Source organism: Candidatus Pelagibacter sp. HIMB1623, assembly GCF_052047695.1.
In the GTDB taxonomy this organism is placed as follows: Bacteria; Pseudomonadota; Alphaproteobacteria; order Pelagibacterales; family Pelagibacteraceae; genus Pelagibacter.
Genome location: NZ_JBNAJN010000012.1, coordinates 110,685 through 130,917, shown reverse-complemented (window position 1 = coordinate 130,917; position 20,233 = coordinate 110,685). Strand labels below are relative to the sequence as shown.

General features: G+C 30.3%; 18 protein-coding genes. 15 read left to right on the top strand and 3 right to left on the bottom strand.

Annotated elements, in window-relative coordinates; all coding sequences use genetic code 11:
• The first annotated feature begins 6 nt into the window (after positions 1–6).
• The 5 genes from ACTTBN_RS03670 (at position 7) to ACTTBN_RS03650 (ending at position 7,742) form a co-directional block, all read left to right on the top strand.
• Positions 7–1,494, top strand: a complete 1,488-nt coding sequence (locus tag ACTTBN_RS03670) for an ABC transporter substrate-binding protein (RefSeq protein WP_440681046.1) — start codon at positions 7–9, stop codon at positions 1,492–1,494.
• Positions 1,495–1,586: 92 nt separating this feature from the next.
• Entirely contained in the window at positions 1,587–2,543 is a 957-nt protein-coding gene (locus tag ACTTBN_RS03665) for an ABC transporter permease (RefSeq protein ID WP_440681045.1), read from the top strand.
• Between the two features lie 2 nt (positions 2,544–2,545).
• Positions 2,546–3,430: an ABC transporter permease gene (locus tag ACTTBN_RS03660; RefSeq protein WP_440681044.1), complete on the top strand. Its 885-nt coding sequence runs from the start codon at positions 2,546–2,548 to the stop codon at positions 3,428–3,430.
• Between the two features lies 1 nt (position 3,431).
• Positions 3,432–5,459 (top strand): ABC transporter ATP-binding protein, encoded by a 2,028-nt coding sequence (locus tag ACTTBN_RS03655; RefSeq protein ID WP_440681043.1) that lies wholly within the window; start codon positions 3,432–3,434, stop codon positions 5,457–5,459.
• Positions 5,460–5,519: 60 nt separating this feature from the next.
• Positions 5,520–7,742 (top strand): 3-hydroxyacyl-CoA dehydrogenase NAD-binding domain-containing protein, encoded by a 2,223-nt coding sequence (locus ACTTBN_RS03650; RefSeq protein ID WP_440681042.1) that lies wholly within the window; start codon positions 5,520–5,522, stop codon positions 7,740–7,742.
• On the opposite strand, the gene ACTTBN_RS03645 is transcribed toward ACTTBN_RS03650, so the two are convergent.
• Together ACTTBN_RS03645 and ACTTBN_RS03640 are read right to left on the bottom strand one after the other, a co-directional pair.
• The gene (locus tag ACTTBN_RS03645; protein ID WP_440681041.1) at positions 7,735–8,385 is read right to left on the bottom strand and encodes a peptidylprolyl isomerase; all 651 of its coding nucleotides are present in this window, start codon (positions 8,383–8,385) and stop codon (positions 7,735–7,737) included. The genes ACTTBN_RS03650 and ACTTBN_RS03645 overlap by 8 nt on opposite strands.
• Positions 8,382–9,110, bottom strand: coding sequence for a putative zinc-binding metallopeptidase (locus ACTTBN_RS03640; protein ID WP_440681040.1), 729 nt, complete (start codon positions 9,108–9,110; stop codon positions 8,382–8,384). The genes ACTTBN_RS03645 and ACTTBN_RS03640 overlap by 4 nt, the downstream gene beginning before the upstream one ends.
• 53 nt (positions 9,111–9,163) lie before the next feature.
• Between ACTTBN_RS03640 and speB the strand changes: the two genes are divergently transcribed.
• Together speB and ACTTBN_RS03630 are read left to right on the top strand one after the other, a co-directional pair.
• Entirely contained in the window at positions 9,164–10,123 is a 960-nt protein-coding gene (speB, locus tag ACTTBN_RS03635) for an agmatinase (RefSeq protein ID WP_440681039.1), read from the top strand.
• Between the two features lie 20 nt (positions 10,124–10,143).
• Positions 10,144–11,577: an aldehyde dehydrogenase family protein gene (locus ACTTBN_RS03630; RefSeq protein WP_440681038.1), complete on the top strand. Its 1,434-nt coding sequence runs from the start codon at positions 10,144–10,146 to the stop codon at positions 11,575–11,577.
• Here ACTTBN_RS03630 and argE read toward each other — a convergent pair.
• Positions 11,574–12,752: an acetylornithine deacetylase gene (argE, locus tag ACTTBN_RS03625; RefSeq protein WP_440681037.1), complete on the bottom strand. Its 1,179-nt coding sequence runs from the start codon at positions 12,750–12,752 to the stop codon at positions 11,574–11,576. The genes ACTTBN_RS03630 and argE overlap by 4 nt on opposite strands.
• Positions 12,753–12,779: 27 nt before the next feature.
• Here argE and ACTTBN_RS03620 point away from each other — a divergent pair, with 27 nt between their 5' ends.
• The 8 genes from ACTTBN_RS03620 to ACTTBN_RS03585 are packed head-to-tail and all read left to right on the top strand — an operon-like array spanning position 12,780 to position 20,232.
• The gene (locus tag ACTTBN_RS03620; RefSeq protein ID WP_440681193.1) at positions 12,780–13,121 is read left to right on the top strand and encodes a tRNA-binding protein; all 342 of its coding nucleotides are present in this window, start codon (positions 12,780–12,782) and stop codon (positions 13,119–13,121) included.
• Positions 13,122–13,123: 2 nt separating this feature from the next.
• The gene (locus ACTTBN_RS03615; RefSeq protein WP_440681036.1) at positions 13,124–13,717 is read left to right on the top strand and encodes a LysE family translocator; all 594 of its coding nucleotides are present in this window, start codon (positions 13,124–13,126) and stop codon (positions 13,715–13,717) included.
• Between the two features lie 3 nt (positions 13,718–13,720).
• Entirely contained in the window at positions 13,721–16,390 is a 2,670-nt protein-coding gene (gene acnA, locus ACTTBN_RS03610; RefSeq protein WP_440681035.1) for an aconitate hydratase AcnA, read from the top strand.
• 1 nt (position 16,391) lies between these two features.
• Positions 16,392–17,036, top strand: a complete 645-nt coding sequence (locus tag ACTTBN_RS03605; RefSeq protein ID WP_440681034.1) for a tetratricopeptide repeat protein — start codon at positions 16,392–16,394, stop codon at positions 17,034–17,036.
• The gene (locus ACTTBN_RS03600) at positions 17,029–18,327 is read left to right on the top strand and encodes a PQQ-binding-like beta-propeller repeat protein (RefSeq protein WP_440681033.1); all 1,299 of its coding nucleotides are present in this window, start codon (positions 17,029–17,031) and stop codon (positions 18,325–18,327) included. The genes ACTTBN_RS03605 and ACTTBN_RS03600 overlap by 8 nt, the downstream gene beginning before the upstream one ends.
• A 2-nt stretch (positions 18,328–18,329) precedes the next feature.
• The gene (locus ACTTBN_RS03595; protein WP_440614082.1) at positions 18,330–18,761 is read left to right on the top strand and encodes a hypothetical protein; all 432 of its coding nucleotides are present in this window, start codon (positions 18,330–18,332) and stop codon (positions 18,759–18,761) included.
• A complete protein-coding gene (zapE, locus tag ACTTBN_RS03590) occupies positions 18,761–19,816 on the top strand; it encodes a cell division protein ZapE (protein ID WP_440681032.1) in 1,056 nt (351 codons plus the stop codon). Before ACTTBN_RS03595 ends, zapE begins: the two co-directional genes overlap by 1 nt.
• Positions 19,813–20,232 carry a secondary thiamine-phosphate synthase enzyme YjbQ gene (locus ACTTBN_RS03585; protein ID WP_440681031.1) on the top strand — a complete coding sequence of 140 codons (420 nt, stop codon included), beginning with the start codon at positions 19,813–19,815 and terminating at the stop codon, positions 20,230–20,232. The genes zapE and ACTTBN_RS03585 overlap by 4 nt, the downstream gene beginning before the upstream one ends.
• Position 20,233 lies beyond the last annotated feature (1 nt).

The window sequence follows — 20,233 nt, the reverse complement described above, 5'->3', positions numbered from 1 at the left end:
TTTATAATGAATAATGTATTTAAATTGATATCAGTTTCACTGTTATCACTAATGATGTCGTTTTCATTTGCAAATGCATCAAGTGGGACTTTTAAAATTTCACATGATCTTGGATTTGGAAAAGATACAAACTTAGACGCAATTACTAAAGGTAGATTGTTTCAAGTAGTAATAATGACTCAAAACCGTTTAGTAAGAAAAGATCTAAAAGGTAAAGTTTCAGAAGAACTAGCTACAAAATGGTCAGCTAATGCAGATGCAACTGAATGGACTTTTAATCTTCGTAAAGGAGTTAAATTTCATGATGGATCAGATTTTGATGCCGAAGATGTAAAATATTCTTTAATGAGAGTTAAAGATCCAGAAATTAATTCACCCGCAAAAAAAAGCTTAAGTGTTGTGACTGATATTGAGGTAATTGACTCTCATACAGTAAAAATGAAATTAAGCACTTCTTTTGCTGATTTTCCTCTTAATTTAACTGATTACAGATTAAGAATGATACCATCAGGATCTGGAGACACTATAGGTCAAACTGGAATTGGAACAGGTCCTTTTATGGTTGATAAATTTGATGCAGAAGGAACTACTATTCTTAAAGCTAACCCAAATTATTGGGAAGGAGCACCTGGACTTGCTGAAGTTCATGTTATTGCAATACCTGATGGTGAAGCAAGAGTACAAGCTCTTTTAACTGGTCAGATTGATATGAATAGATATGTTCAATTTAGTCAAAAAAAAATATTTGAGGGGAATCCTAAATTTAAAACTTCAGTAATTCCAACAGGTAACTGGAGAGGGATGGTTATGAACACAGAGCGTGCTCCATTTAATGATCCAAAAGTTAGAAAAGCTGTGCGTTTAGCTGTTGATAGACAAGAACTTGTAGATGTTGTTATGGGTGGAGAAGCTATTGTGTCATGCGATACACCAGTTGCACCAGCTGATCAATATCGTTTGAATATGAAGTGTCCTCAAAACATTAGCAAAGCAAAAAAACTTCTTGCTGAAGCTGGATATTCAGATGGAATAGAAATGGCAATCCATGTATCTACAAAAGAACCTACTTGGCCTACAATTGCTGAAGTAATTCAACAACAAGTAGCTAAAGCAGGAATTAAAGCTGAAATTGTTATGACACCATCAAAAAGTTACTGGAATGAAACTTGGATGAAAAAAGATGTTGCAATGACACGTTGGAATGAGAGATCTGCTGACAGTGTGTTGCATGAAGTTTACCACAGTAGCGCAAAATGGAATGAGTCATACTATAAAAGTTCAGATTTTGATAAAAATCTAGCTAGCGCACGAGCTGAGCTTAATTTTAATAAAAGAAAAAAAGCTTATCAAAATGCGCAAAAAACTTTATGGGAGGAATCAGGTACTTTGATTCCTTACCATGTATCTAAATTAGTTGTTACTAATTCAAGAGTAAAAAACCTTGATGAAGTTGAGGTTTTTTCGATACAGTGGCATAAAGTAAAAGTAGATTAATACAAAAATATTATTTTACAGGCCTAAATTTAGGCCTGTAAATTTACTTCCATTTATTAAAATTAATTTTAAGATTAAGTCAAAACTTAATTATGCTTTTTTTAATCTGTAAGAGAATTGGATTAGGATTAATAACATTGTTTATTGTATCCTTAATTACTTTTATTGGCGTCGAAGTATTGCCTGGTGACGCATGTACAGCTTATCTTGAGCGAGAAGCATTTGGACAAGCTTTGGAAGCGTGTATAAAAAGATTAGGATTAGACGTGCCTGCTCATGAAAGATATATATCCTGGGCTTACAATGCTGTTCAAGGTAATTTTGGTTATTCTTTAAGTGGAGAAATGCCAATCAATGAAGTTTTAGGACCAAGAGTAAAAAATTCACTGATCCTTGCTTCTGCTGCAATTATTATAGGAATACCAATGGCTTTAATACTTGGAATAATTACAGCTTTATGGAGAGATAAATTCCCAGATATAGTTATTTCAACTATTGCAATATTTTCAATGACTATCCCAGAGTTTATCAGTGCCACTCTACTAATTTTAATTGTAGCGATCTGGTTGGAATGGCTACCTGGAATAGTTATTGTGTCAACCGACGCAACAATTTTAGAGTTATTACCAAATATAATTTTACCAGTTATTGCAATTGCAATGATAATGACGGCACACATGGCCAGAATGGTTAGGTCAAGTGTAATTCAAGTAATGGCAAGTGACTATGTACAAATGGCAATTTTAAAAGGAGTTCCTTATTGGAAAATGGTTTTTAAGCATGTTTTGCCAAATGCTTTATTGCCAGCAATTAATGTTGTTGCCTTAACTATTGCTTGGCTTTTAGGAGGAGTTGTAGTTACAGAGGTTGTGTTTAATTATCCAGGTCTAGGTCGACTAGTCATAGAGTCAATATCGAATAGAGATCTGCCAGTTGTTCAAGCTTTAGCAATAATACTTGCTTCAATTTATGTGAGCATAAATTTAATCGCAGACTTAATGACTTTAATGTTGAATCCAAGATTAAAATCAATGCAAATTAGAAAATAATAATGGAAATTAATAAAGAAGATAAAAAAAATATCATTAATAAAATTTCAGAAGTGCTAATCACTATGGCATCTAAACCATCTGGTTTTATTGGACTGGCAATATTAATTTTTCATGTAATTTTAGCAATTTCAAGCCCATGGTTTGTGCCTTATGATTATAAGGCAATTAACCCATCTCTAATGCTGCAGGCACCGTCAGCAGATTTTTGGTTTGGAACTGATAGTTTGGGTAGAGATGTTTTTACTAGGACTGCGTTAGGTGGAAGGACTGCACTTATAGTAACTTTTTTTGGATCATTAATTGCGCTTTTGTGGGGTGGTTTATTAGGAATTTTTTGTGGATTAGTTGGTGGAAAAATTGATGACGTTGTCATGAGAATAGTTGATGCTTTTTTATCTATTCCTTGGATATTGGCTATGCTTTTAATAGTTTCTCTTCTTGGAACATCTACTGAAGTTTTAATTCCTGCACTTGGTTTTTTTTATGGAAAAGGAATTGTGAGAGTTGCTAGGGCAGCTACTCACGACGTAATTGCTAAAGATTATATTTTGTCTGCTAAAGCAAGAGGACATAACAATTTATCAATTATTTGGAATGAGATTTTACCTAATGTTAGAGATGCAATTTTAGTTGAAGGCGCAATGAGATGGTCGTGGATGTTGCTTGGTTTTAGCTCTTTATCTTTTTTAGGTTTTGGTGTTAGTCCACCTACACCTGATTGGGGATTAATGATATCAAATGCACGTGGATTAATGTCTTTTGCTTGGTGGGCAGTAATTGCCCCAATAGTTGGTTTAAGCAGTTTAATTATTGGAATTAATTTAACTGCAGACGCTTTTGCTAAAGCATTAGGAATTGATAGATCTACTAAGGCACCTGTTTAATATGAGCAACAATATTCAATCAGTTAAAAATTTATCAATAGGATTTAGAAGTCAAAAAGGAAAAGAAATCTCAATTCTTAGAGATGTTACTACAAATATTAAAAAAGGAGAGACGGTCGGGATAGTTGGAGAGTCTGGCTCTGGGAAGAGTACATTAGCATTAGCAATGATGGGTTATGTTAAACATGGATTGTTTACTATGAGTGGTGAGTGCTTGTTTAATTCTCTAAATTTATTGGATTTAAGTAATAATGAATTGGAAAAAATACGAGGTAGAAAAATAGCAATGATACCTCAAAATGCTGGTCAATCATTAACTCCTAATCTTAAAATAGGTTATCAAATAGAGGAAGCTTTAAAACTGCATACAAATTTAAACGAAAATGATAGAAAAAATAGAATTTCTGAATTATTAAATAACGTTAGATTACCATCACCTGACGTAATGGCCTTAAGATATCCACATGAACTTTCAGGAGGTCAACAACAACGGGTAGCAGTTGCAATGGCTTTGGCTGGAAATCCCGAATTATTATTGTTAGATGAACCTACTACTGGACTTGATGTAACAACACAGGCGCATGTTTTAGAACTTTTAAGAGATATTGCTAAAGATACCGGGACATCGATGGTTTATGTCAGTCACGATTTAGGAGCAATAGCGCAAGTGTGCGATAGAGTTATCGTTATGTATGCAGGTGAAATTGTTTTAGAAGGACCAGTAAGAAAAATTTTAAAAGAACCAATTCACCCTTATACAAATGGTTTGTTAAAATCGATACCAAAACTATCTCTTGAAGGTCTTCCCGAGTCAATGTCAGGCGCTCAACCTCAACCAGGCCATATAGGAGAAGGTTGTAGTTTTTATGATCGCTGCAATATATCAGATGAAAAATGTAAAATTAAGGCTCCAGATTTAGAATTTTTATCAGAAATAGATACTAGTGTTAGGTGCTTTAATTATAAAAAAGTTATTATTGATCAAAGTAAAGATATTCAAATAAAAAACTTAGATGAAAAAAATGTAGAAAATAATGAAATTTTAAGTTTGTCAGATGTGTCTATTTCTTATGCAAAACAAAGTTTTTTGGATCAATTATTTAATAAACTTACGGACTCTAATCCTACCGTTAAGGATATAAATATTAATGTAAACAAAGGAGAAACTATTGCTTTAGTTGGTGAGTCAGGTAGTGGAAAATCTACAATATTAAAATCAATTGCTGGCTTATTAAAAACTAAAGATGGCAAAATAAATTTTGCTCAGAATAGAATATTATCAGAAGATTTGAAGAATAGAAGCTCAGATGATTTGCGAGCGATACAGTTAATTTTTCAAAACCCTGACGAGTCATTAAATCCAAATCATACTGTTGAACAAATACTTTCTCAACCATTAAAGTTATACTTTGGTCTTAAAGGAGATGAGTTAAAAAAAAATATTATAGAATTACTTGAAAAGGTAAGATTGGGTGAATTTTATTTGACAAGATATCCTAGACAATTGTCTGGTGGTGAAAAACAAAGAATTGCAGTAGCGAGGTCGTTTGCAGCGAAACCTGATATTATATTATGTGATGAGGTAACTTCTGCTTTAGATGTTTCGGTTCAAGCGGCTGTATTAAATTTATTAAAAAAACTAAAAGATGATTTTGGAACGACATATATTTTTGTTTCTCATGATTTAGCAGTTGTTAAAGCTATTAGTGACAGAGTGGCAGTGCTCTATCAAGGAAGATTATGTGAAATTGGACCATCTAAAAATGTTTATAAATTTCCATCACATCCATACACAGAAGTTCTATTGGGTGCTGTTCTTGAACCAGATCCAGATATTAAACCAAAATTAATTGCAGAGGATATAGTTGAGGAAAAACCTCCAGAAAAAGGTTGTTGTTTCCAAGGACGTTGTCCACGAATATTAGGTGACAAATGTAGAGAAGAAGTGCCTCCGTGGCAACTTGGAGAAAATGGAAATGCAATTCGATGTCATATTAATATTGAAGAATTAAAGGTTCTCCAAAGTTAATGTTGGGACGATTTATTTATTTCAAGTTTGATTTAATTTTAATATAAGAGCACTTTATTTATGGAAATCAAGAAAGTAGTAGTAATCGGATCTGGTACAATGGGAAGTGGGATCGCAGCTCATTTGTGTAATGCAAATGTACCTGTCACTTTATTAGACCTTACTACAGAGATAAGTGAACAGGCAAGAGAAAGAATTAGAAAATCAAGACCACCTCTGTTATTTGATAAATCAAAAATAGTTAATATTGATGTTGGAAATATTAATGATAATTTTAATGTTGTTAGTGAAGCAGATTGGGTTGTTGAAGCCGTTGTTGAGAGAATAGATATTAAACATAATATTTACGAAAAAATTTTTAAAGAAAGAAAAGCTGGATCTATAATATCATCTAATACATCCTCAATACCAATAAGTGTACTTTCAGAAAAATTATCAGCTGAAGACAAAAAAGATTTTTGTATCACCCATTTTTTTAATCCTGTTAGATATATGGATTTACTTGAAATTGTAAAAAGTGAAAACAATGATCTAAATAAAATTAATTCACTAAAGAAATTCTGTGAAATTAGCTTAGGAAAAGGTGCAATAGTTTGTAATGATACCCCAGGCTTTTTAGGAAACAGAATAGGAGTTTTTGCAATGCAAGTTGCGATGACAGAGGCTTTTAAAATGAAATTATCCATAGAAGAAGCTGATGCTGTTTTTGGAAGACCAATGGGTATCCCCAAAACTGGAGTATTTGGATTATATGACTTAATTGGAATAGATTTAATGGCCGATGTTTTAAAAAGTTTTATTAAAGAGTTGCCAGAGTCAGATGAATTTCAAGAAGTAGCAAAAGAAATACCACTAGTAAAAAAATTAATTGAAACTGGGTATACAGGACGTAAAGGCAAGGGTGGCTTTTATAGAATGAATAAAGTTGATAATAAAAAAATTCTTGAAGCAATTAATTTAGAATCTGGTGAGTACTATCCTGCTCAAAAAATTAATATTCAGTCTGATAAAGTAGATTTAAAAACATTAATCAATAGAGATGACAAATATGGAGAATACGCATGGTCAGTTATCTCAAAAATTATTAATTATTCTTCTTCGTTAGTACCAGGAATTACAGATGAATTTAATGACATTGATGAAGCAATGCGACTTGGATTTAATTGGAGCAAAGGACCATTTGAAATGTTAGAGGAAATTGGTGTTTCTAATTTTTTTAGTAAGTTCAAAAATTATAAAGGAAATAAATTTTTAGAGAATTTAGCTGAAACAAAAAATGAAAATTTTCATGGAATAAGACAAAAATATACAGACATTGAAACTTTAGGAAAAGTTAAAAAAACGGTATCAAATATTGACGGTAATAGCTCAGCATCTATTTATAGATTCAATGATTACAATATTGTTGAATTTACTACTAAAGCAAATGCTCTTGATTATGACTCAATGGATGCTTTAAAAAAAGCTACTGATAAACCTTTAATAATTATTAATGAAAGTATGCAATTTTCTGCTGGAGTAAATTTAAGCTATACTATGGAATTTGCTAAAAAAGGTGACTTTAAGTCTATAGAAAAATTTGTTGGATACTTTCAAGAAACATGCAAACATCTTAAGTATTCTGATCATCCTGTAGTATCTGCTCCTTCAGGTTTAACTCTTGGTGGTGGATTTGAGGTAATGGTTCAAAGTAATTTCGTAGCATCTCATACAAATATTGTAGTTGGACTAGTCGAAACCATCGTTGGTCTAATACCAGCAGGAGGTGGGTGTAAGGAAATGTTAGCAAGATGGCTTGATACAGAAGAGGCCAAAAATGATCCTAATTACGCCCCATTGAAAGTTTTTGATATTATTGGTTACGGAAGAACAGCATCTTCTCCAGTTGAAGCAGAGCCTATGAAATATTTGAGACCTGAAGATAAAAAAATAATGAATAGAAATAGTCTTTTAGAAGTATCAAAAAAAATTTTAAACAATAACAAAGACTTTAAAGCTCCCTTCGAGACAGAATTTAAACTTCCTGGAAAAGTAGTTAAAGAAGAGATGAATAAAATTTTAGAAAAACTATACAATGACAAGGTTATTCTTGATCATGGTTTATTAGTAGCTCAAGAATTGGCCCATGTCCTAAGTGGGGGAGACACCACAATAGATAAGACATTATCAGAAGATGATCTTTATAAATTAGAGCTAGACTCTTTTATGAGATTGATAGAAACCAAACAAACTCAAGATAGAATTAAACACACTCTTTCAACAGGAAAACCTTTAGTTAATTAGTCTCTAACATTCTAAAAGTGTTTATATAATCAGGTCTAAGTACATAGATTGCTTTATTCCCTGTTTTTATTTTCTTAAGAATATCTATACCAAACTTTACTTTTCCAAGTGGAGTATATTCCCCTTGATAAATTGGGATATCTTTCAAGGTAATAAAAAATTCACTATCTTCAGAGTCAAATTCTGTTGATCTTGCAAAACCAACACTACCTTCAGTAAATTCAAAATCATCACTAAGTTCTGATTTTAATAATCCTAATCCTGATTTTCCACTTCCAATTTTTGAGTAATCTAAATATTTAATGTTTCCAAATTCAATATCACCAGCTTGTACTAAAGTATTTTCAACTACCTTATAGAAAGCTGAGCCATCATACATTTTTTTTTCAATTAATATTTTAAATCTTTCAACAGCTTTTGGAGAAATTTCAGGATATAATTCAATAATAACATTTCCACATTCTAAATTCATTACTGCAATATTATCTGGGTTTTTAAAGTTTAATTTTTTTAAATTATTATTGTCTATAAATAGACATTTATTTTTTAATAAAAAAAAAGACGAAAAAGCTGAAACAGCTAAAACTATTAAAAAAATAAATAAAATTTTTTCTGAGTTTGAAGCTTTAATTGATTTAATCATAAAATATTTTCATCAATTTTAGATATGTTTAATTTAATAAAATTAACTTTATTATTTAATATAGGGTCGTTTTTTATTTTCTCTTCAATCAAATTTTTATTAACCATTAAAAAAGAAAAGATTTCAGCCATATCTTCTGATGGAATTGATTTGGAGTATTCTGTTAAAAAACCATTGGTATTTTTATATAAATCTAAATTTAATCTATCTGAGCAAGTAGAGCATTCAGCATATTCAAAATCAGTATTATTAAATAAAGAAAATTTCTTATCATTAAAATCATCCTCATAACTATCTTGAATCATGTGAAAAATTTCATGATGAATCATTCTTTCAAAATATTTTTCGTTAAAGTTTATATCTAATATTAAAGTTCTATTTTTGTTATCTGGTACTCCACCAGTATTAATGTTCGAAATAAATAAACCTTCACAAAATACAACGTATTTTAAATTTATTTTTTTAAGAAATTTAGAATTGTATCTTTTAATATTTCTCTCAATGATTGGAAATTTTGTATTTAGATTTTCTTGATTTGTCTTATTGCAAGTAATGTTGTCATCTACTCCTATTTTAAAATCTCCCTTTGCATTTAAATAACGGATATTGTTCTCATTTTTTAGTTTATAGATTTCTAAGTTCGGAATTTTGATTAGATTGTATAATTCATCAGCATTTACATGAGAAAACTGAAATATTAAGATGAATAAAATAATAATTTTCATTAATTTATTATAGACGAATTAGATTAGATAATATTATCTTAGATTATTAAAAAATGACAAAAGAAAGAAACAAAAATCCTATTCAACCAGTAAGTGGAACAAAAGTACCTCGATATGCTGGTCCAAGTACTTTTGCAAGATTACCAGAATTAAGAGATGTCGAGAGCTGTGATGTAGCGATTGTGGGTGTTCCTTTTGATGCTGGAACCAGTTATAGACCAGGAGCGAGATTTGGTCCTCAGAGTATAAGACAAGCATCTAGACATTTAAGAACAAATTATCATCCAAGTTATGATGTGGAGCCTTTCAAAATTCAACAAGTTGCAGATGCCGGTGATATTTCGTGTAATCCATTTAGTATTGATGAAGCTATTAAGCAAATAGAAGAGGGAGCAACTGATTTATTAAATAAAGTAGGTGGAATAATTAGTTTAGGCGGTGATCATACAATTGCAGTGCCATTGTTAAGAGCGATTAATAAAAAAAATAAAGGACCAGTTTCTTTAGTTCATTTTGATGCTCATTTAGATACTTGGGATACTTATTTTGGTGCTCCATATACGCATGGAACTCCTTTTAGAAGAGCAAGAGAAGAAGGTTTATTTTTAGATGATGCCTCAATGCATGTAGGAATTAGAGGACCTCTTTATAGTAGAGATGATATTAAAAATGATGAAAGTTTTGGTTTCAAAATAATTCACTGTGATGAATTTCAAACTGAAGGAACAGATAAAATTGCAGAAAGGATTAGAAAAAGAGTAGGAGATAATCCACTTTATCTATCTATAGATATTGATGTGTTAGATCCAGCTTTTGCACCTGGTACAGGAACACCAGAAATAGCAGGAATGACAACCAGAGAAATGGTAAATGTTTTAAGAGGGTTGTCTGGATTAAATTTAGTCTCAGCCGATGTAGTGGAAGTTTCACCTGCATACGATCATGCAGAAGTAACATCCCTTGCAGCTGCTACAATTGTTTACGAATTAACAAATTTATTTGCAAAAACATAAAGAAAGGATAACGTCAAAATATGTTAGATAAAAAAAATTTTTATATTAATGGTGCTTGGGTTAAACCAAATAGCGCTGAGGAAATTAAAGTAATCGATCCAGCTACAGAAGAAAACTGTGCTGTAATTTCTTTGGGAAATAAAACAGATGTTGATTTAGCAGTTACTGCAGCAAAAGATGCTTACGAGTCTTGGGCCTTTTCTTCTAAAGAGGAGAGAATTGCACTATTAGAAAAACTTTATGAAAATTATAAGAAAAGATGGGCAGATATTGCAGAAGCTATAACTCTTGAAATGGGTGCTCCAAAAGATTTTGCTACAAAATTGCAAGCAGGAACAGGAGCAAGTCATATTAAATCATTCATCAGATATTTAAAAAATTTTGAATTTGAAAAACCTTTAGGAGAACACGCTCCTAACCAAAGATTAATTTATGAACCAAAAGGTGTTTGTGCATTAATAACGCCATGGAATTGGCCAATGAACCAAGTTTGTTTAAAAGTTATGCCAGCAATTGCTTCAGGTTGCACAATGGTGTTAAAGCCATCAGAATTAGCGCCACTTTCATCTATGATACTTGCTGAAATTATTGATGAAGTAAAATTTCCAAAAGGTGTGTTTAATTTAGTTAATGGTGATGGAGCAACAACAGGTGACGCTCTTACAAGCCATCCGGATATTAATATGATTTCTTTCACAGGTTCAACAAGGGCTGGAGCTTTAATCTCTCAAAATGCTGCTAAAGATTTTAAAAGAGTAAGCTTAGAGTTAGGTGGAAAAGGAGCAAATATTATTTTTAAAGATGCTGATCCAGAAGCAATTGAACGAGGTGCTTTAAGATGTTTTAGAAATTCTGGACAATCTTGTAATGCTCCAACAAGAATGTTGGTTGAAAAATCAATGTATGACGAGGCTATAGAAAGATTAAAAAAATATACTGAAAGCTTTGAGGTAGGTGATCCTAAAAAAGAGGGTGAACATATAGGTCCTGTTATTTCAGAAACTCAATACAATAAAATTCAAACTTTAATCCAAAAAGGTATTGATGAAGGAGCAAAATTAGTTGCTGGAGGAGTAGGTAAACCTGATGGATTGGACAAAGGTTACTTTGTTAAACCAACTGTTTTTGCAGATGTAAATAATGATATGGATGTTGCAAGAACTGAAATTTTTGGACCTGTTTTATCTGTTATCCCATTTGAAACAGAGGAAGAAGCAATTAAAATTGCAAATGATACTTCTTATGGATTAACAAACTATATTCAAACTCAAGACTCTGAAAAAGTTCAAAGAGTTGCTAGAAAATTAAGATCTGGAATGGTAGATGTTAATGGAGCTGGTATTGCTGTTGATGCACCATTTGGAGGTTTCAAACATTCTGGTATCGGTAGAGAAGCTGGCGAACATGGCTTAGAAGAATTTTTAGAGGTGAAAGCAGTAGGTGGTTGGAGTTAATTTACTGATTTATTTTTTACACCTTCTAAAAATTTAAGGCATTTTTTCATCTCATTTAATTCTATGAACTCATCGATTTTGTGGGCTTGTTCTATAGATCCAGGTCCACAAACAACTGTGCTAATTCCTAGTTCTTGAAATAAACCAGCCTCTGTTCCAAAAGAAACTACTTCCCTGGAATTATCACCAGTTATATTTGATACAAATTCACATGCCTCAGACTCGTCCAATCTATTAAACCCAACCACTTCACCAATTGTTTCTTTTTTAATATAAGAATCTGGAAATACTTTTTTCATTTCTGGTAAAAGTACTTCATTTGCATATTTATCAATTTCATTTGTTACAAATTCTCCATCCTCTTTTGCAACTGGTCTTGTTTCCCATTCAACACTACATTTGTCTGCAATAACATTATGAGCAATACCACCTTTAATGCCTCCAATTGATAAAGTTGAATGTGGAGGATCAAAAATACTATTTTCTTTAACTCTTTTTTTTAGTTGTTCTCTTATCTCTAAAAGTTTTCCAACATATCTAGTTGCATATTCAGCGGCATTTACTCCCAAATGTGGTTTTGAACTATGTCCTGCTAGTCCTCCAAAGTGAACTGTGTATTCATTCATACCTTTGTGGGCATCAATAATTTTCATTGTAGTTGGTTCACCAATTATACAAATTCCATTTTTGATATCTCTTTTTTTCAATTCCTCTATCAACAGGGGAGCGCCAATACATGCAGTCTCTTCATCAAAAGTGTAACAGAAATGCAAATCTCTATCTAAATTACTTTCTTTAAAGATTGGTGCATAAGCAAGTGTACATGCAATAAAACCTTTCATGTCACATGAGCCCCTTCCATAAAGCTTATCGTTTTTAATTGTTGCAACAAATGGATCGCTGCTCCAACCTTTAGAAACTGGAACCACGTCAGTGTGTCCTGATAGTATGATTGGTTTTTTTGTACTTTGGTTTTTTGCTTTTAAAGTTCCAAAAAGATTTACTCTTTTCTTATCATCATCGTAAACTTTAAAAGTTTCTATTCCAATGCTATTTAAAATGTTTTCACAATAATCAATTAAATTACTATTATCTTGTCCTGAAACAGTTTTAAATGCTATTAAGTCAGTTAAAATCTTGATTGATTTTTCATATAAATTGTTATCTATACTCATAAATTTAAGACACTATATTATATTATGATTAAAGAGCAAATTACCTATGACATTTTTGACAAAGTAGATATTAGAGTTGGCACTGTAATTTCAGTAAAAAAAAATGAAAAGGCAAGAAAACCATCTTTAGTAGTTGAAGTTGATTTTGGAAGTGAAATTGGCATTAAACAATCATCAGCACAAATTACTCATTATTATAATGAGGAGAATTTAAAAGGAAAACAAGTTATTGCAGTTTGTAATTTTCCTGAAAAAAATATTGCTGGTGTAGTTTCACAAGTATTAGTTTTAGGAGCAATTGATAATGAAGGAAAAGTTACACTTGTGCACCCATCGCAAAAAGCTGAGAATGGTTTACCAATCGCTTAGCAATGCATCCTGAAATTCTCTCAATAACTTTATTTGGAATTGTTGTTGCATTTACACCTGGTCCTAATAACTTTGTAGCTTTTTATTCAGGTTTTAACTTTGGTATACTTAGAACGCTTCCGCATATAATCGGGGTTACTCTAGGTTTTCCATTTTTATTATTATGCCTAGCTTTAGGTTTGATAAATATATTTAAGCTTTACCCTCTAATTCAAGAAATATTAAAATACTTAGGAACTCTTTTCTTGATTTATTTAGCTTATAAAATTTCTTTTTCAGGTCCATCAAACCAAGAAAATAAAAATAAAAATCTGATTAAATTTTATGAAACTTTTATTTTTCAGTTTTTAAATCCAAAAGGTGTTATCGCATCTATTATTCTTGTATCGACTTATATTAATCCGGGCGAAACATTTGTGAGTTATACGACTCAAATTCTTGTTATGGCTTTATTAGTTTCAGTAACGAGTATAACTCTTTGGACATTTTTAGGTAAATTCTTTAGGAAATTTGCGACAAATCAGAAATTTATTAATTATTTTAATTATGCTATGTCACTGCTTCTTTTAACAAGCATAATAACTTTTTATTTATAAAATATGAGACCAGGAAACAAAAATTCTTACAATTCACTAAAAAAAATTAGCATCAACAATAAAGAATACAACTATTACTCATTAAGCGAAGCAGAAAAAAATGGACTAGATGGGATTAATAAACTTCCAAAATCTCTAAAAGTTTTATTAGAAAACTTATTGAGATATGAAGATGATTTGAGTGTTACAAAATCTCAAATAGAAGCAATTAAAAATTGGTTGGAAACAAAAAAATCAAAAACTGAAATTGCATATAGACCTGCAAGAGTTTTACTCCAAGATTATACAGGAATTCCTGCTGTTGCAGATCTAGCTGCAATGAGAGAGGCTGTTAAAGAAAAAAATAAAGATCCAAATACAATCAATCCATTATCAGCAGTTGATCTTGTTATTGATCATTCTGTTCAAGTTGATCAATCTGCAAAAGCAGATTCATTTGAAAAAAATGTAGATATAGAATTCAATAGAAATGGTGAGAGATATTCATTTTTAAAATGGGGACAACAAGCTTTTGATAATTTTAGAATTGTTCCTCCAGGAACAGGAATTTGTCATCAGGTAAATTTAGAATATTTATCTAAAGTAGTTTGGTCTGAAGAATTTAAAGGAGAAAATTATATATTTCCAGATACTCTTGTTGGTACAGATAGTCATACAACGATGGTTAATGGACTTTCTGTTTTAGGCTGGGGAGTAGGTGGTATTGAAGCAGAGGCGGGAATGTTAGGTCAGCCTATATCTATGTTGATACCTGAAGTGATTGGTTTTGAAGTTAAAAATAAAATGCCCGAAGGTACAACGGCAACTGATCTTGTTTTAACAGTGGTAAAAATGTTAAGAGATAAAGGTGTTGTTGGAAAATTTGTAGAATTTTATGGAGAGGGATTAAAAAATCTAACTCTTGCAGATAGAGCAACTATTGCAAATATGGCACCAGAATACGGTGCTACTTGTGGTTTTTTTCCAATAGACGACGAAACTTTAAAATATCTAAAATTTTCAGGAAGAGATGAGCACACTGTTGAAGTAGTTGAAAAATATGCGAAAGAACAAGGTTTGTGGGCAAGTAATGACTTAGAGTTTACTGATGTAATTTCTTTGGACATGTCTACAGTTGTGCCAACTATTTCTGGTCCAAAAAGACCTCAAGACAAAGTTTTGTTAACTGATGCACCAACTTCATTTAAAAAAGTTTTATCTGAAGCAACTAATAAAGATCAAAAATCAATATCGAAAGTTTCAAATACTGATTATGAAATTCAAGATGGTTCAATTTTAATTGCTGCAATAACTTCATGTACTAATACTTCAAATCCAAATGTTTTAATTGGAGCAGGTTTGCTTGCAAAAAAAGCTGTTGAGTATGGATTAGAAGTTAAACCATGGGTTAAAACATCATTAGCACCTGGATCTCAAGTAGTAACTGACTATTTAGAAAAAGCTGGTTTAAATACTTATTTGGATCAATTAGGTTTTAATTTAGTTGGATATGGATGCACTACTTGTATTGGAAATTCAGGACCATTACCTGAAAATATAGTAGAGGCAATTCAAAAAGAAAATATTCATGCAGTTTCTGTACTATCAGGAAATAGAAATTTTGAAGGAAGAATTTCTCCTCATATTAAAGCAAACTATTTAGCTTCTCCACCATTAGTAGTTGCTTATGCAATTGCTGGGCACATGGAGTTTGATTTATACAAAGATCCTTTAGGTAAAAGTAAAGATGGAAAAGATATATTTTTAAAAGATATTTGGCCATCAAATCAAGAAATAGAAGATACTTTAAAACAATCTTTAAATGCTGATATGTTCATTCAACGATACTCAAATGTTTCTGATGGTCCTGCTCAATGGCAACAAATTAAAACTGAAAAAAGCAGTATTTATAAATGGGATGAGGGCTCAACATATGTAAAAAAACCTCCGTTCTTTGAAGATTTGTCAGATGAGCCAGAAGGATTTAAAGAAATAAAAGATGCAAGACCGTTATTAATATTAGGTGACATGATAACAACAGATCATATTTCGCCAGCTGGAAGTATACAAAAAGATAGTCCAACTGGAGAATATTTTATGGAACATCAAATTTTACCTAAAGATTATAATTCTTATGGTTCAAGAAGAGGGAACCATGAAGTTATGATGAGAGGAACTTTTGCAAATATTAGAATCAGAAATGAGATGGCTCCAGGAACTGAAGGTGGATTTACAAAATTATATCCTGAAGAAAAAGTAATGCCTGTTTATGATGCAGTAGTTGAGTATAAAAAAAGAGGAACTGATTTAGTAGTTATAGGTGGTAAAGAGTATGGAACTGGCTCTTCAAGAGATTGGGCTGCTAAAGGAACTAAACTTTTAGGAGTAAAAGCGGTTATTGCTGAAAGCTTTGAAAGAATTCATAGATCAAATTTAATTGGAATGGGAATTTTGCCACTACAATTTAAAAATGGAGAAAATAGAAAAAGCTTAAATTTAGTTGGCTCAGAACTAATAAGCGTAGTTGATATTGAAAAAGGCATAAATCCTTCTGATGAAGTTATTATAGAGATCAAATATATCTCTGGAGAAATTAAAAAAGTGAAGACTTTATCTAGAATAGATACTAAAAATGAGTTGGAATATTATAAAAATGGAGGAATTCTCCAATATGTGTTAAGGAACATGATTTAATATGGATGAAGATTTATCAATAATAAATTCAAATACTAGAAACGAAAAAATTAAGAATTTTTTTGTAAACAACAAAAAACTTTTAATTTCCTCAGTTATTATTTTGGTTTTAATAGTAATAGGTGTTTATAGTTACGATAAATATACCACTGATAAAAAAAGACAGATATCTGATAATTTTAATTCAATTACGATTGATCATTCTGAAAGTTCTAAAGACACAACTTTAAATAAATTGTTGGAGATAATTAATCAAAAAGATCCAACTTATTCTCCGCTCTCTCTTTATTTTATAATTGATAACAATCTCCTTTCTGATCAAAGCGAGGTTAATAAATTATTTGATGTCATAATTGATGAAACATCACTAGATAAAGAAATTAAAAATTTAGTTATCTATAAAAAGGCACTATTTAATGCAGATCAGGCAAATGAAGCTGATTTACTAAATATGCTAAATCCATTAATTAATTCAGAAAGTGTATGGAAATCTCATGCATTATATTTAATGGCTGAGTATTTTTATGCACAAGATCAAAAACAAAAAGCAAAAGAATTTTTTCAACAAATAACGACTTTAGAAAATCCAAATCCAGATATAAGAATAGAATCAGAGAAAAGATTAAACAGAGATTTGAGTGATTAGACTATTAGCATTATTTATTACATTTTTTATTCTAAATAATTGTTCCTTCAATGAAAATTCAAGAATTTGGAAAGACAAGGATAAAGATTTATCTGAAAAAGAAAATGTAAAAAAAATATTTGCAGAGAAAGAAGTAAAAGCCTCTGAATTTAATCAAGAACTTAAACTTGATTTATCTGGATTAAGAACATCTAATAAAATAATTGATAATACCAATAACTATGGCGCTCAAAGCTATGATGGCCAATTAGAAAAAATAGGTAATTTTAAATTTTCAAAGTTAGATGAAATAAATAATCTTAATTACAAACCAATTTTCCTATCAGATGGATTAATTTTCTTTGATAAAAAGGGTACAATTATTAGATACGATAATAATAAAAAAGTGTTATGGAAAAAAAATCATTACACCAAGTTAGAAAAAAAATTAAGACCTAAATTAAATTTTGCAATTAGAGAAAATAGTATATTCATTACGGACAGTATTGCAAAATATTACTCCGTTAATCTTGAAACAGGTGAATTGAATTGGACAAAAAATAATACCTATCCATTTAATTCAGATATCAAAAGTTATAAAGACAAAATTTTTGTTGTTGATTATAAAAATACTTTGAGATGCTATAAAATTGAAGATGGATCTGAATGTTGGAATTTACAAACAGAAGATTCTTTTACAATATCAAATGCAAAATATTCATTAATTGTAATTGATGAAATGGTGGTGTTTAGTAACTCAATTGGAGATATCACAGCAGTTGATATTGAAACTGGATTAATCACTTGGCAGTTACCGACTCAAAGCAGTAGTATTATCAATGAAACTTATAATTTTAAAATATCAAAACTAGTATCAGATGGAAATTCTATCTTTTTTTCTAATAATAAAAATGAATTTTATTCAGTAGATGTTAAAACAGGAGTAGTTAACTGGATAAATGATTTAAATTCAAATATTACTCCAATAATTACTGGTAATTTGATTTTTACAGTTTCAAATGATGGATATTTGTATGTAGTTGAAAAAAACAAAGGCAACATTCTTAGAATTACAGATCTTTTTAAAAATTATAAAATTAAAAAAAGAAAAGAAATTGAACCAGTTGGCTTTGTGATAGGGAATACTAATTTGTATTTAACAAATACTGACGGAAAAATAATAATTGCTGACTTAAGTGAAGGAAAAGTTTTAAACGTAGAAAAAATTTCTGGAGATATTGTTTCAGAGCCATTTATATTTAATAATAATTTGTATGTAGTTAGAAACGGTTCTATCGTACAATACAATTAAATATGATCTTGAAATTTTTAGAAAAGATCGGAAGAAAAAAAGTAGTTCTAGACAGAGGACCATCACACCCAAAATTTGAAGAAGCAAAACCGTGGATGAATAGATATTATGTGATATTCAGAAATAGACCTAAATGGTTTCCATTTAATATATTAATTCACGAAATGTTAGATGATGACCATGGTGATGGGGTGCATAACCATTTATGCCCATACATTACAATAATTTTAAGAGGAGGGTACTGGGAAACAACAAAAAATGGAAGGTTTTGGAGAAAGCCTGGATACATTGGTTTTAGATCGGCAAATGCTTTTCATAGAGTTGATTTAGAACCAGGCACAAAACCAATGACAATATTTATTCCAGGACCATTTGGTTTACGAAAAGGACCACGATCAGAATATGGTATTGATTTTAAAACTAAAAGAAGTTGATGTCCCTACCTTTTGAAAAAGAATTTATATCTCACTGTAAAAAACAAAATTTAGAAATTAATCCTAGTCAGATAGATTTAGTCAAAAAATTACAAGAATACTATGAGGGTAATTTCCAATCAATAATATCAAAAATTTTTCAAAGCCAATCTTCTAAAAAAGGATTTTATTTATATGGTGATGTTGGCGTAGGCAAAACAATGATTTTAGATTTCTTTTTTGATCAATTAGATCATAATAAATTAAGATTACATTTTAATGAGTTTATGTTGAATTTTCATAATTTTGTTCACGAAAGAAAAGGTAGCAACCAAGAAAATATTATTAATGAATTTGTTAAAGACTTAAAATCAAAAGCAATAATAATTTACTTTGATGAGTTTCAAGTAACTAACATTGTTGATGCTATGATTTTAGGAAAATTATTTGATCAAATCTTCAAAGAAGATATAAAAATAATTGTAACTTCAAATACTAAAATCTCTGAACTTTACAAAGATGGTCTTCAAAGAGATCAGTTCAAACCTTTTATAAAAATAATGGAGGATCAATCTTTTCAATACGAACTTATAATTGAAGATGACTATAGAAAATCTAATAATTCTCAAGATAGATACTTTTTTCCACTTAATGAAGAAACTAATTTTAAAATAAATAAATTTTTTAGAACTATTACTAAAGATAAAAACAAAACTGAAAAAATAATTAATGTAAAAGGAAGAAATTTTAAAATAGAAAATTTTTATGAAGGAGTGGCTAGATTTGATTTTAAAACATTATGTGATCAAAATTTAGGTGCAGAAGATTATTTAGAAATTATTAAAAATTGTGTTTTTATAGTAATCGATCAAATACCACAGTTTGATAATTTTAATTCTAACCAACAGCAAAGATTTATAACTTTATTAGACATAATTTATGATAACAGTGTCCCAATTGCTGTAACAGCTGATCAAAGTTTAGATAAATTTACATCATCAAAACTGTTAGAAAAACCGTTTGAAAGAACAATCAGCAGATTATATGAATTAACATCCAAATCGATAAATTCATGAAACAAGAATTTTTTGACCTTCAAATAAACACCAATGGTCAAAAGTTATATGAATTTACTCATCAAACCCTTGATTGGATAAATGAAAATAATTTCAAAAATGGAATTTTAAATTTAAGTATTCAGCATACAAGTGCATCTTTGATTGTACAGGAGAATGCCGACCCAGATGTGCAAACTGATTTGATTAAATATTTTGATAAGTTAGCACCAATGGATAATTCGCTTTATATTCATACAACTGAAGGTAAAGATGATATGCCAGCTCATATAAAATCTGCATTAACGAATAATCAAATTTCTCTTAGTATTAAAAATAAAGAATTATTACTGGGAACTTGGCAAGGTCTCTATCTGTTTGAACATAGATTAGACTCTCAAAAAAGATTTATAATTCATCATTTTTTGGGCGAATAAG